At 47.1% G+C, this 13,108-nt stretch carries 13 protein-coding genes and 1 CRISPR repeat array (1 of these 14 only partly in view); of the genes, 8 read left to right on the top strand and 5 right to left on the bottom strand.

The window, feature by feature from the left end; all coding sequences use genetic code 11:
* Positions 1-99: 99 nt before the first annotated feature.
* Positions 100-2,118: a carboxy terminal-processing peptidase gene (locus JHD44_RS05460; protein WP_199461756.1), complete on the top strand. Its 2,019-nt coding sequence runs from the start codon at positions 100-102 to the stop codon at positions 2,116-2,118.
* Positions 2,119-2,149: 31 nt separating this feature from the next.
* Here JHD44_RS05460 and JHD44_RS05455 read toward each other — a convergent pair whose 3' ends face one another.
* The gene (locus JHD44_RS05455) at positions 2,150-2,359 is read right to left on the bottom strand and encodes a DUF2788 domain-containing protein (RefSeq protein ID WP_199461755.1); all 210 of its coding nucleotides are present in this window, start codon (positions 2,357-2,359) and stop codon (positions 2,150-2,152) included.
* A 35-nt stretch (positions 2,360-2,394) separates the two neighbouring features.
* Here JHD44_RS05455 and ybfE point away from each other — a divergent pair, with 35 nt between their 5' ends.
* The 4 genes from ybfE (at position 2,395) to JHD44_RS05435 (ending at position 5,465) form a co-directional block, all read left to right on the top strand.
* The gene (ybfE, locus tag JHD44_RS05450) at positions 2,395-2,685 is read left to right on the top strand and encodes a LexA regulated protein (RefSeq protein WP_199461754.1); all 291 of its coding nucleotides are present in this window, start codon (positions 2,395-2,397) and stop codon (positions 2,683-2,685) included.
* A gap of 1 nt (position 2,686) precedes the next feature.
* Positions 2,687-3,265: a thymidine kinase gene (locus JHD44_RS05445; RefSeq protein ID WP_199461753.1), complete on the top strand. Its 579-nt coding sequence runs from the start codon at positions 2,687-2,689 to the stop codon at positions 3,263-3,265.
* Positions 3,266-3,268: 3 nt separating this feature from the next.
* Complete coding sequence (locus JHD44_RS05440; RefSeq protein ID WP_199461752.1) at positions 3,269-4,174, top strand: recombination-associated protein RdgC; 906 nt, start codon at positions 3,269-3,271, stop codon at positions 4,172-4,174.
* Between the two features lie 130 nt (positions 4,175-4,304).
* Entirely contained in the window at positions 4,305-5,465 is a 1,161-nt protein-coding gene (locus tag JHD44_RS05435) for a cation diffusion facilitator family transporter (protein ID WP_199461751.1), read from the top strand.
* Here the strand turns inward: JHD44_RS05435 and rmuC are convergent.
* Positions 5,462-6,757 carry a DNA recombination protein RmuC gene (rmuC, locus tag JHD44_RS05430; protein WP_199461750.1) on the bottom strand — a complete coding sequence of 432 codons (1,296 nt, stop codon included), beginning with the start codon at positions 6,755-6,757 and terminating at the stop codon, positions 5,462-5,464. The two genes, JHD44_RS05435 and rmuC, sit on opposite strands and share 4 nt — an antisense overlap.
* Positions 6,758-6,808: 51 nt before the next feature.
* Here rmuC and JHD44_RS05425 point away from each other — a divergent pair, with 51 nt between their 5' ends.
* Genes JHD44_RS05425 through JHD44_RS05415 form a run of 3 tightly spaced genes read left to right on the top strand, consistent with a single transcriptional unit; the run spans position 6,809 to position 10,878 of the window.
* Positions 6,809-7,426, top strand: coding sequence for a YigZ family protein (locus JHD44_RS05425; RefSeq protein WP_199461749.1), 618 nt, complete (start codon positions 6,809-6,811; stop codon positions 7,424-7,426).
* 2 nt (positions 7,427-7,428) lie between these two features.
* Positions 7,429-10,257: an RNA polymerase-associated protein RapA gene (gene rapA / locus JHD44_RS05420; protein ID WP_199461748.1), complete on the top strand. Its 2,829-nt coding sequence runs from the start codon at positions 7,429-7,431 to the stop codon at positions 10,255-10,257.
* A 3-nt stretch (positions 10,258-10,260) separates the two neighbouring features.
* A complete protein-coding gene (locus JHD44_RS05415; protein ID WP_199461747.1) occupies positions 10,261-10,878 on the top strand; it encodes an RluA family pseudouridine synthase in 618 nt (205 codons plus the stop codon).
* On the opposite strand, the gene JHD44_RS05410 is transcribed toward JHD44_RS05415, so the two are convergent.
* The 3 genes from JHD44_RS05410 to umuD all read right to left on the bottom strand — a co-directional run bounded on the left by JHD44_RS05410 (position 10,875) and on the right by umuD (position 12,885).
* Entirely contained in the window at positions 10,875-11,114 is a 240-nt protein-coding gene (locus JHD44_RS05410; RefSeq protein ID WP_199461746.1) for a cysteine-rich CWC family protein, read from the bottom strand. The genes JHD44_RS05415 and JHD44_RS05410 overlap by 4 nt on opposite strands.
* A gap of 65 nt (positions 11,115-11,179) precedes the next feature.
* Positions 11,180-12,442, bottom strand: coding sequence for a translesion error-prone DNA polymerase V subunit UmuC (gene umuC, locus JHD44_RS05405; RefSeq protein WP_199461745.1), 1,263 nt, complete (start codon positions 12,440-12,442; stop codon positions 11,180-11,182).
* Entirely contained in the window at positions 12,442-12,885 is a 444-nt protein-coding gene (gene umuD, locus JHD44_RS05400) for a translesion error-prone DNA polymerase V autoproteolytic subunit (RefSeq protein WP_133564020.1), read from the bottom strand. The genes umuC and umuD overlap by 1 nt, the downstream gene beginning before the upstream one ends.
* A 206-nt stretch (positions 12,886-13,091) precedes the next feature.
* Positions 13,092-13,108: a CRISPR direct-repeat array (repeat unit 29 nt); it runs 2,335 nt beyond the window's last position.

Raw genomic sequence — 13,108 nt, 5'->3', positions numbered from 1 at the left:
TAAAAAACGACTTTTTTGTCGCTGGACTGGTCTTGTCGATACGAGTCTAATATGATTTTAGTAATCACAGACTAATCAGTTTAAGGGAACCAATCGCGGATGATCTACAAACGCCTGTTGTTAAGTTTACTTCCTAGTATCGCGTTAGCCAGCGGTTCCGTTTCGGCGTATGAAAAGCTCGAACCACCTCATGACTACGACCGTGTTGCACAAGAAATCGTATCAACTCTAGAAAACGTCCACTATAACAAAACAATGATTGACGATGAAATCTCTGAGCAAGCGTTTGATAATTACTTAAACGCTCTAGATCCATCGCGCAGTTTTCTATTACAAGAAGATGTGAATCTATTAACTCAATACAGGGATGATTTTGACGATGCCCTACGTGACGGAGATTCACAAGTTGCTTACGATATATATAACCTTTACCTAGAGCGTGCCGAAGCTCGACTTGAGAAAGTCTTAGCTGAAATTCCAAACATGGTAAAAGGGTTCGACTTTACCCAAAACGAAAGCCTAAATATTGACCCAGACAAGCTAGCTTGGGCCAAAAGCCAAGAAGAGCTCGACGACTACTGGCGAAAGCGTATTAAAAATCGAGCGCTAACTCTGAAGCTTAATGGGGAAGAAGAAGCGGATATCATCGATGCCATTGAGCGTCGCTATAAAAGCCAGCTAAAGCAAATAGACCAAACCAATGCAGTGGATGTATTTCAAAGTTTTGCAAACTCCGTGACGGCAGTACTAGACCCTCATACTAGCTATTTCGCTCCCCGTGCATCTGAAGCATTCAATATCAACATGAGCCTTTCTTTAGAGGGCATTGGTGCCGTACTTCAAATGGAAGACGACTACACGAAAGTCGTTCGACTGATTCCTGGTGGCCCAGCGGAAGCTCAAAATGAATTAGCACCTAACGACCGCATCATCGCCGTTGGTCAAGAAGGCAAGCCTATGATTGATGTAGTCGGTATGCGCCTTGACGACGTAGTGGATATGATTCGAGGTGAACGTGGCACAAATGTCATCCTTGAAATCATCCCTGCCAACAGCAACACCCAGAATAGCAAAAAAATCACCATCACTCGTGAAAAAGTGAAACTTGAAGATCAGTCCGCTCAAAAGAAAATTGTCGAAGTAGAGCGCGGCGGTAAAACCTTTAAAGTAGGCGTTATCGAACTGCCAACCTTCTACTCAGATTTTGCCGCCATTCAACGTGGCGACCGCGATTACAAGAGTTCGACTCGAGATACCAAGAAACTGATCGAAGAACTTCAAAAAGAGGATATTACCGCGCTCATTTTAGACCTTAGAAATAATGGTGGCGGCTCTCTACAAGAAGCAAACTCATTAACCGGACTATTCATTCCAGCAGGCCCAGTTGTGCAAATCCGTGATGCCTCTGGACGAGTCAGCATTTTAGGCGATCAAGATCGTGACATCACTTACAGTGGCCCGATGGCAGTCATGGTAAACCGCATGAGTGCCTCTGCCTCTGAAATCGTTGCCGGTGCACTAAAAGACTACGGTAGAGCCATTGTTGTTGGGGATCAGACCTTTGGCAAAGGTACCGTTCAAGTGTTACAGGAGCTGGATAAAGGTCAGCTAAAGATTACCCAAGCTAAGTTTTACCGCGTCTCGGGAGAAAGTACTCAACATAAAGGTGTGATGCCAGACATCAACTTCCCATCTCTGATCAATACCGATGATGTGGGCGAGAGTGCTCTAGAAAATCCATTACCTTGGGACAAAATCCATGATACCCGCTACCCTGTCTACTGGGATTTTGACGAATACATCGAAGACCTTACTCACCTTCATAATAAACGCATTAAACAAGATGCTAACTTCATTGCGTTAGAGGAACAAATTGATTACGTCAAAAAGCAATCTGAGCACTTCAAATCCATCTCTCTGAATGAACAAGCACGAGAGCAACAAAGAGAAGAGAGTGAAAAGAGTGAACTTGATAGGGAAAACAAACGCCGTAAAGCGCTTAACCTACCTACCCTCGACAACGTCGAAGACATTGAATCGCCTGAAGAAGACGTCTACGCTCACGAGGCCGCTGAGGTTATCTTAGATTTCATCAGCTTATATCAGCAAAGCCACTAGCATTGGATTGGGCAAGCTGGCCTGTGTTAGGTCAGCCTGCCCCACCTAAAATAAGCTCAATCACAACACCTTTTAAGACAAATGCTAGCATTCCAAGGCCTAAACCGCCGATAATAACGAATGTGCCTAATTTACCGGCATTTGACTTACGAGCAAGGTCCCACATGATGAACAACATGAATAGGCAAAAACCGCTTATTAAGACGGTCACCATGATGGACTCAAATTCTTCTATTTCCATATCAACCTACTGATAAAATCGATTCTATTAACGTTATGGCTAAAGCTTCTTCTGACCGCAATACCATTGACCTATTTGGTAAGGTGCGCGGCCGCCCCCGGACTCACCCTCTACCTCGCAAAGACCAACTTAAAGCGAATAAACGCGCGCAACGCGAGAAAGAAAAATCATTAGGGATGAAACGAGTTGAATTAGTCGTGGATGAGGATACCGTAAAAAAGCTCGACATGCTGTGTGACATGTCAGGAATTAAACGGGCAGATTGGCTCACTATGCAGGTCGCCCTAGCCTTCAACAAATCTAAAATGACAACGAAAGACTCCTAGTATGGCGAAACTCTATTATTACTATTCTGCCATGAATGCAGGAAAATCCACCACCTTGCTACAGTCTGCTTATAATTATCAAGAACGAGGTATGAATACACTACTGCTCACTGCGGCACTGGATGATCGCTACGATCAAGGACAGATTACCTCGCGCATTGGTATTGCCGCTGAGGCTGAGTTGTTTCAAGCCGAAACCGAGCTGTTTTCTCTCGTTGAACGTAATCACCAAATCGATACCGTTGGTTGCGTGCTTGTTGATGAAGCTCAGTTCCTCACCAAAGAGCAGGTTTATCAGCTATCGGACGTGGTCGACCGACTCAATATTCCCGTCCTAGCCTTTGGTATACGCACGGACTTTCAAGGCGAGTTATTTCCCGGCAGTAAAGCCTTACTGGCTTGGTCGGATGCTTTAATTGAATTAAAAACCATCTGTCATTGTGGTAGCAAAGCCACCATGGTCATTCGAGTGGATGAACATGGCCACGCAATCAAAGAAGGTACACAAATCGAAATTGGTGGCAACGATCGCTATATTTCCGTATGCCGTAAACATTTTAAAGAAGCGATGAAGGACTGATTTATGTGGTTTAAGAATTTACAGATTTTCCAACTCAAGGACACAGAGAACTTTAGCAGTACCGACCTCGTCACCAAACTTCCAGATCACCCTCTGCGTGAGTGTGGCTCTCAGGACGAATTTACCTTTGGTTGGCTACCATTGATTCGTAACAGTGAGCAATGGTCGATCTCCAGTGATCTGTGCATGCTCGTTCGCGCGGGAAAAGAGGAAAAAGTACTTCCTACTGCCGTCGTTCGTGAAGAACTTGAAGCAAAAGTTGCCGAGATCGAGCTGGTAGAGGGCCGCAAAGTCGGTCGTAAAGAGAAAGCAGACCTCAAAGAAGAATTAGTGTTTTCCCTGCGCCCAAAGGCGTTTGCAAAGCGCTCTGATATTTGGGCGTACATTGACCTAAAAGCCAAGCTGTTAGTTTTAAACAGCACCAATGCAGGCATGACAGAGCAGCTATTCAAACTATTACAAACCACCCTTGGCAGCTTCCCAATGGTGCCCTTACAAGCCACCGTATCGCCGTCTTCCATTATGACAGACTGGCTGATCAAAAATGACGTGCCTGCAAGCCTAGAAACCGGTGATGAAGTCGAAATCCAAGATGCCTCAGAAGATCGTGCAAAAATTCGCTTCAAATCCCTAGAGCCACTTTCAGAGGACGTAACGCGACATCTTGAACAAGGCATGAGCGTTAAAAACTTAGCACTGCGCTGGACCGATAAGATGTCTTTTGTTCTCAATGATGACTTAACCCTTAAGAAAGTGAAGTTTGACGACACATTAAAGGACAATGCCTTTAATGATTCTCAAGGTGGTGCACTATCGGATATGGATGCCAATTTTGCGTTGATGTCTCTGACCGTACGCGACTTTTTCGAGTCCTATAAAGTATGGTTTGAGATTCAGGACGAGAACTAGTTTTCCACAGTTTGGGTGGATAACATTGGGGAGAACGATGGCTATGTCAGAGTATACTTGCACCCCGTCGTTCCCTGTTTTTTTAGTCGGCGTATATCGCTACATTAATTTAATTTTAGGTCGCTGATTCATGTCAAAAATGCAACAAGAAAAGCAAATAGCTCAACGAGTTACCCTTGTCGGAGCGTTTTGGGATGCCGTTCTGGGTATCGCCAAAATCATTGCCGGCTGGTTATCTCAATCCCAAGCTCTTGTCGCCGATGGTATCCACTCCTTATCCGACCTAGTTACTGATGTGTTCGTACTGATTGCTGCCAACAACGCACGCCAAGCACCTGATAAAAATCATCCGTATGGTCATTTGCGCTTTGAAACATTAACCACGGTTATTTTGGGTGTTGTACTCATTGTGGTTGCCACGGGAATTGTCTTTGAAGCTTTCAATGCCGAGCTTTCCCCAACGGTAACTTGGTACGGTTTGGCGGCCGTGGTGTTAACCATCGTCGTTAAAGAAGCAATTTTTCACTACACCCACCGTGCTGGTAAACAGATCGGCAGTAAATTATTAATCGCTAACGCTTGGCACAGTCGTAGTGATGCACTGTCTTCTGTTGCCGTATTAGCAGGTTTAGCGGGGGTGTATCTCGGCTATGACTGGGCCGACAAAGTGGCTTCAATCATTGTCGGTATCTTGATTGGCAAAATTGCTGTGGAGATGATTTGGGATAATGTGAAAGAGCTGGTAGATACCGCTCCCGATCCTAAAACCATTGAGCAAATTCGTGACACAGCAGCCAGCCTAAAAAATATCATGGCACCCCACGACATTCGTGCACGTTCCATGGCGGGCAAAATCTTCCTCGACATGCACATCCATGTCCCTGCGCACGCGACCGTCAGTGAAGGCCACTATTTAAGCGACTTGGTGGTGTATACCATTAAGAAAGCCCACCCTCAGGTGCAAGATGTCATGGTGCATGTGGACACAGACGACCATATCCAATCTGATACAGTTAATCACGAATCAACCGGACGCCCACCCGCCCTGAAATTACCAGCGCGAGATCAAATTCTTGCCGACCTAGGTTTTATGCTACGCAGCCATCGCGACTATATTGATTTAGAAAGTACAGAGCTTCATTACCTGAACAAAACCCTAAATATTCACTTGATAGGTAAAGCCAGCAATGCGCCTAGCCAAGATCTGACGAAAGTCACTAACAGTGTCTTATTTGACTTGCAAAACCTGCCTTATGGCCAAGACCATAAGGTGCTCTGGCAGTTCGATTAAATCTCGTCTTGATCATCTTCTGGGAGCGTTAACTGTTTATTGGTTTTCGCTCCCATCAAGCGCAAACGCTCTGCGCGACTCATAAGATTACCGCGGCCGATAGACAGTTTTTTCATCGCTTGATCATGGCTGCGTGAGAGCGTGTCTATCTTGGCGCCGATATCGTCCATATCCTGGACAAAGCCAGCGAACTTGTCGTACATCGCTCCTGCTTGTCTTGCGATCTCCAAGGCATTTTGACTCTGTTTCTCATTACGCCAGATGTTCTGTACGGTGCGCAGCGTTGCCAGCAGGTTAGAAGGGCCTGTGATAATTATGTTGTGCTCAAACGCCTCTGAGAACAGACCGTTCTCCGCTTGTAGGGCTAAACCATAAGCCGCTTCTATTGGAATAAACATAATCACGAAATCCAGCGATGTAATGCCTTTTAAGTCGTGATAATTCTTGGCACTTAGTTCTTTCATATGACGGCGAATGGCATCAAGGTGCTGTCTAAGTGATTGCTGACGAGTGGCATCGTCTTCCGCCTCCACATAAGCAAGGTAGCTCACTAACACCATTTTAGAGTCGATAATGATTTGTTTGTTCTCTGGCAAGTGAACAATGACATCAGGCTGATAGCGCTTTCCATCCTCAGTATTGAGCGATACTTGAACCTCATATTCACGGCCTTTCTCTAAGCCCGAGCGCTCTAGAATTCGCTCAAGAATCACCTCGCCCCAGCCACCTTGAACTTTGTTTTGCCCCTTCAACGCTTCCGTTAAGCTCATCGCATCGTCACTGATACGCTGATTTAACAGCTGAAGATTTTTAATTTCTTTGACCAAGGAAAAGCGTTCACGAGCCTCTTGATCATAGCTTTGTTCAACACGCTGCTGAAAGTCGTTAATTTTTTGGCCAAGCGGCGACAAAATAGCACTCAGCTGCTTTTCATTTTCAGTCGCTAACCGAGCCCCTTGCTGCTGAATAATTTCTTGTGCTAGCTGTTTAAATTGCACTTCATTTTGACGTTTTTGCTGCTCAAAGAAATGCTCTTTTTGTTGCCAAATTTCTTGGGCTGCAGCGAATTGCTGCTCTAGGGTCAATGCTTCTTTTTCTAATTGGTGAATTTCTTGCTGCGCTCGTTCCAACTTTTGCTGCGTTTGCGTCAATTCCTGCACAGAATTTTCATGCTCAACCTGCCACTTACGCTGGATTCTCTGTACAATAACACCCGCGATGGTAGTCGTGATGGCCACACCGACCACACAAGCTAACGCCATCCACACAGATTGCTGCATCCAGTCTGTCATTTATTTAACCCGCCACTTTACTTTTAAAAACAATCGCTAAGCGAAGTTTACATGGATTACTACCAGAGCCCAACACACGAGCAACGCTTTGATCTGGAAATTAAAAACAGCCAGTTCATTACCACTATTCGACGGACTCGTGGACGCGATGAAGCCAAGGCCTTTATCGAAGAAATGAACCAGCGTTATCCGGATGCCAACCATAATTGCTGGGCATTTGTGGCCGGCGCACCCAATAATGTTCATCTTTGGGATCAAAGCGACGATGGCGAGCCAAAGGGAACCGCAGGTAAGCCCATGTTAAATGTGTTACAGCATTCTAATTTTGGTGAGATCACCGTAGTGGTGACACGCTACTTTGGTGGTATCAAGCTTGGCGCAGGCGGTTTAGTACGGGCTTATAGCCAAGCGGTAGTGGAAGCATTAGATCAACTTGTTTGGGAAGAAATTTATCCTCGTCAAACGGTTTTCATCAAGATCGCCTATCCTATTATGGGTAAAGTGGAATATTGGTTAGAAAATAGCGATATTGATGTGGAAGATAAACAGTTTGGTGAAAACATCGATATCACCCTCGCCGTGATTGAACGGACGTGGGCAGAACAGAAACAGGCCTTGATCGACTTATGTCAGGGCAATATTACGATTATTGAAAGCGACACAGAGTAGTTATGTATCAAATAGGACAACGTTGGAGTAGCCGAAACGAACCAGATCTTGGTATCGGCATTATTATTGAATTACAAGCGAAATCCTTTGTTTTGTACTTTTCCGATGCAGAAACAGAGCGTAATTATTCCGTTTCTCAAACCAGCCTAGTGCGCCGAACCCTGACACCAGGTGATCAGCTTATTTTTGAAGGTGAAGCGCATTCAGTATTGGAAGTACGTGAGTACGATTCCTTAATGGAATACAACATTGGTGACGAGTGGATCGATGAATCTGAGATTCAATTCCCGCGCAATGACAAAAACGAGCTGGACTCTATCTTAGCTTTGTCTCCTGCGCGCCGTATGTGGTTCGACCTACGTCGTAAAACGTTAGAACACCAAGCGGCCCATTCTGCGAGCCCGGTACGCGGCTTGATGGGATTGAAGGCCGAACTGCTACCGCACCAAATGTACTTGGCCCATGACATTGCCAATCGTCCAGCGGCCCGTGCGCTTCTGTGTGACGAAGTTGGTATGGGTAAAACCCTTGAAGCAGGTCTTATCCTTCATCATCGCGTATTAAATGGCTTATCACGTCGCGCCTTAATTTTGACACCGACCAACTTGCAGCACCAATGGTTGGTCGAGATGTTGCGCCGCTTCCATCAGCCATTCACGTTGATTAATGAATCTGTCTATGAAGACTACATGGACGGCGATGATAATCCATTCGACGCTCAGCCGTTTGTAATTGCACCAATTGATTGGGTTGCCCAACACAGTAAAGCGGCGCAGCACATGCTGATGTCTGAGTGGGACATGGTCATTGTCGATGAGGCCCACCACCTTTCATGGGAGCCGGACGCACCGAGCGTAGGCTATCAGCTCGTCGCTCGTCTCGCGGCAGAAAGCGAGTCATTGCTGCTACTCAGCGCAACACCAGAACAAACCGGTGAGCGTGAACACTTCTCGCGTTTGCAGTTTTTAGACCCAGAGCATTACCATAGCTTTGAGGTATATCAAGCACAACAGAACGATTTCAAACAAGCGGCGGAATTAGCCGAATCTTTGTTACCGTTCACAGAAGCCGATCACGACCTTGATAACCTCAATTGGAAGCAAGTGTTCTCGGACTATTTACACGATGTACAAAACAAAGAGTGGTTCGAATTACTCACATCCAATGATGCCGAGAAACAGCAAACAGGGGCTCAAGATGCTATCAACTGGCTGATCGACCGCCATGGTACAGGCCGTGAAATGTTCCGTAACACCCGTGCGGCCATCGGCGGCTTCCCTGAGCGTCATCTAAACGCCTACCCATTGGTTAATCACGATGCATTTGCTAGCGCTGCGCATCATGTACTACCTGAGTCTGGTGTCGATCATGGTCTTTGGGAAAATGATCCACGTTGGTTATGGTTAAAAGAGTTCCTAGGGGATCAAAAAGCCAAGACCAAAGTGCTGGTCATTTGTCATACTGCGGACATGGCGCGTTGGCTAAACGACCAGCTGACGTTTGCAGGCTTCCAGAGCGCTGACTTCCATGAGCAAATGCCTTTGATTCACCGCGACCGAGCGGCAGCATACTTTGCTGACCCTGAGGGCGCACAGGTGCTGGTATGTTCTGAAATCGGCAGTGAAGGTCGTAACTTCCAGTTCAGCCATAACTTGGTGATGTACGATCTACCAGAGCACCCTGACCTATTAGAGCAGCGCATTGGCCGTTTGGACCGTTTAGGCCAACGTCACACGGTACAAATTCATGTCCCTTACCTAGAAGGCAGTGTTCAAGAGCGTCTATACCAGTGGTATCACAACGCGCTGAATGCCTTTAACCGTACTACAGGCTCTGGTGACAAAGTGAATTCTGCCTTCAAAGAACCATTGCAATCGTTCTTATATGGTAGTGACGATGATCAAGCACTGATTGAAGAAGCGCGTATTTATCACGAAGCTTTGCTCAAGCAGATGGAAGAAGGCCGTAATCGACTGTTAGAAATGTCGTCTTGTCGCCCAACCGTTGCCCAGTCTTTGATTGATCAAATTAATGATCAAGCGGGGCATGGCCTGCACGACTACATTGAGCAAGTCACCCATGCCTTCAACATTTATGCCGACTGCTTGAACGACGAGCCTGAACAAGGTGCGTGGTTCATCCGCCCTTCTACTGACATGATGCTTGAGGCGCTACCTGGTATTGAGGAAGAAGGTAAAGTCCTCATGTTAGACCGTCGCCAAGCCAGCCAACGTGAAGATGTTGCCTTTGCCACGTGGGAACACCCGCTGATCACCATGTTGATGGATGAAGTTCAAGGTTTCGACTCGGGTAAACTAACCTCTGCGATTCTTCCGATTGCAGCACTGCCAGAAGGCACAGTATTGGTAGAAAGTATGTTTGTGATTGAAGCAACAGGCCACCCGCGTTTGAAGCTTGCTCAATCCTTACCTTTGACGCCGATCTGGCAACTGTCTGATGCGAACAGCAAATTCCTGCACAACCAGTTCACTGCGGACAAGTGGGCAGAGAAGCTAAAAGGCGTGCCAAATCGCGTCGCGGAGCAATGGGTTGCCGCCCTGCGCTCTCAGCTATTGGATATTCTGCAAGCTCACCAACTGAATGCACAAGATCAGGCACGCCCTACGGTCCATGCAGCGAAAGAAGCTTACCAGCGTAAATGGCAAGCTGAGATTGATCGTCTTCGAGAGTTGCAACAGCAGAACTCAGCGATTAAAGATGAGCACATTGCTGAATACGAGCAATATCTAAAAGAAGGTTTAACACGCATCGATGAGCACCAAATCCGTTTGGACGCTATTCGTATTATTCTGACCACTAAACCAGAGTAATCCGTGCTAGACATTCTGTACGAAGACCAGTGGTTAGTGGTCGTCAATAAACCTGCGAAAAGCTTGTCAGTGCCCGGTCGTGGCGCTGACAAGTATGACTCTATCGTGACCAGAGCGGAGCAGCGCTATGGTGAAGCTCATGCCATTCACCGTCTCGATTACGCGACGTCGGGATTGATTCTGATCGCTCGCGACCTTGAGTGTCAGAAGCGGATGTACGCACAATTTCGTGAACGTCATGTGCAAAAGGAATATCGTGCCTTAGTGCGTGGGCGGTTGCTCGGAGAGTTTGGCGAAGTGCGTAAGCCACTGCGTTGTGACTGGGACAGGCGCCCCAGACAAATGATTTGCACTGAGTGGGGTAAAGACGCCATCACCCATTGGCGACCTCTTGGTTATGAACATGGCCATACACGAGTCAGTCTAACGCCTATCACTGGGCGCTCCCATCAGCTGCGCGTTCATATGCAAAGCTTAGGTCACCCCATCATTGGTGATGACTTTTACGACTCTATCAAACCGAGTGACGACGAGCGTTTGCGCTTGCACGCATATCGTGTTGAGTTCTTTCACCCCTTTACTCAAGCATGGGTAAAGTTTGTCGCCCCCTGCCCTTTCTAGCCGTTTTTATTCTCGGCTTGCTTTGCCAATGTATCGATACAACGTTGGCAAAGGCACACCTTTCCTTTGACCTCATCTGATAACGACTCCAACCATTCCGCTTTGATCTCGACCGCTGGTTGATGACACCAGCAGGTTTCAGGGACTTGGCCAATCGTCATAGCACAATGGTTTTCGCTCTGACAAAGTGGGCATATTTGCGCAAAAGTGCTCGGTGCAACATCAACAGGTTTCATGGAATTACCAGTTATCAACTTAAGGGGCATCTTGCCCTATCTCACTCTTTTGCTCAATCCTAGTTTTAATAGACCTTGGGCAAGCTGTTCCAATTAGTGGTGTACGCAGGAGAAAGAAATTCGCGTTTCATAGACCACTGCGGCGTTACCCCTTGAGCAGCAAAAAAGAGATGGCCGCGCCCTTGGCGGTTGATCTTGTCCAATACGTCCATCAAATTCTTGGAACGTTCTCTGTCCTCTTCTGGATAGAAAAGATCGGTTTGATAGGTATTCGGTTGATAAAAATCCGTCAACATCACGCCGGCTTTTGCATAGCGAAACCCGGGGCGATATATCGACTCAAACAATGGCTCCATCGCAGCGAGGAAGGCGCGTGTATCATCACAAGGAGCGGATAATTTTACCGACGCAGAATTGGAATAATGGCGCTCATTAGGGTTGAACACACCTGTGCGAATAAACACCTGTAAGACTTGGGCGAGGCACGTCTCTTGGCGCAGCTTTTCAGCCGCCCGCGCCACGTACTTTGCCAGCGCTTCTTTTAACTCGCCCTTTTGGGTGATGCGCTCTCCAAACGAACGGCTACAGACAATTTGCTGTTTCGTCGGCGCCATCGACTCTAACTCCAAGCAGGAAATGCCGTTGAGTTCTCGCACGGTACGCTCTAGTACCACAGAGAACTCTCGACGAATCATTTTCGGGTCGGCATCCGCCAAATCCAATGCAGTCCGTAAGCCCCGTGCCTGCAAATGTTTGGTCAAGCGACGCCCTACGCCCCAGACTTCACCGACCTCCACCAATGCCATCAATCGCCGCTGCCGCTCACGATCCGTTAGATCCACCACCCCACCTGTAGCGGGGTAAGCCTTCGCCGCATGATTGGCTAGCTTTGCTAACGTTTTAGTGGGCGCAACCCCCACTCCAACCGTAATCCCCGTGTATTGATCGACCTTGGCTTTGATCTGACACGCCACATCATACACAGCATCGATGCCCGTTAAGTCAAGAAAGGCTTCATCGATGGAATAAATCTCAACCTGCGGTGCCTCTTGCTCCAGTACCGTCATCACTCGATTCGACATATCTGCATAGAGCGCATAATTAGACGAAAAACAGGCAATATTGTGTTGCTCTATAAGGTTACGCACCTGAAAGACTGGCGCGCCCATTTTCAATCCTAGCGCTTTCACCTCTCGCGAACGCGCGACCACACAGCCATCATTGTTTGATAGCACCACCACCGGAGCATGCTTTAAATCAGGGCGAAACAGCTTTTCACAACTGGCATAGAAGTTATTGCAATCCACCAAAGCAAAGACTTTATCCATCAGCGATCCAGCCTCCGCACCACCCCAGTCACCACCCCAAAGATCTCGAATTCAGAATGCTCCGAAATCGGAATCACAGGATAGGCCTTATTGTGAGGACGCAAAATCGACTCAGGCTTTAAACACAACTCCTTAACGGTTAACTCACCATGGATCGACGCAATCACAATGTCGCCATGCTTCGCCGTCAATGACCGATCCACCACCAACACATCCCCAGAATGAATCCCAGCATCCACCATAGAATCCCCCTGCGCCCGCACAAAAAACGTCGCACTCGGATGCTGAATACACAACTCATTCAAATCCAACGAGCATTCCACAAAATCCTGAGCAGGCGATGGAAAACCCGCCGACACCGACTCCACATAAAGCGGCATCTTCATCTGCTTCGCCGCAAAAAAACCAGACGACTCAGCTGAACCCAAATACGTTACACGCATACAACCACCCAAAAAATACTGTATATAAATACAGTATAAACCTGTTTTGCAAAGATACAATGCTTATGAAAACAGCCAGATAATTAAGACTAATTACCAACAAAGAAAGGATTTGACCTACTAGTATGCCCCTTAGCTGCGGCCGTTAATAATCCCCGAGTGCTAGGAGAACGCTCTTTACAGTCAGTCCCAGAGTAATATATAGACGGTTAATCCCCGAGTG

It is taken from the genome of Marinomonas ostreistagni (assembly GCF_016461785.1).
Taxonomy (GTDB): domain Bacteria; phylum Pseudomonadota; class Gammaproteobacteria; order Pseudomonadales; family Marinomonadaceae; genus Marinomonas; species Marinomonas ostreistagni_A.
This window is presented reverse-complemented; position numbering and strand designations above follow the sequence as displayed.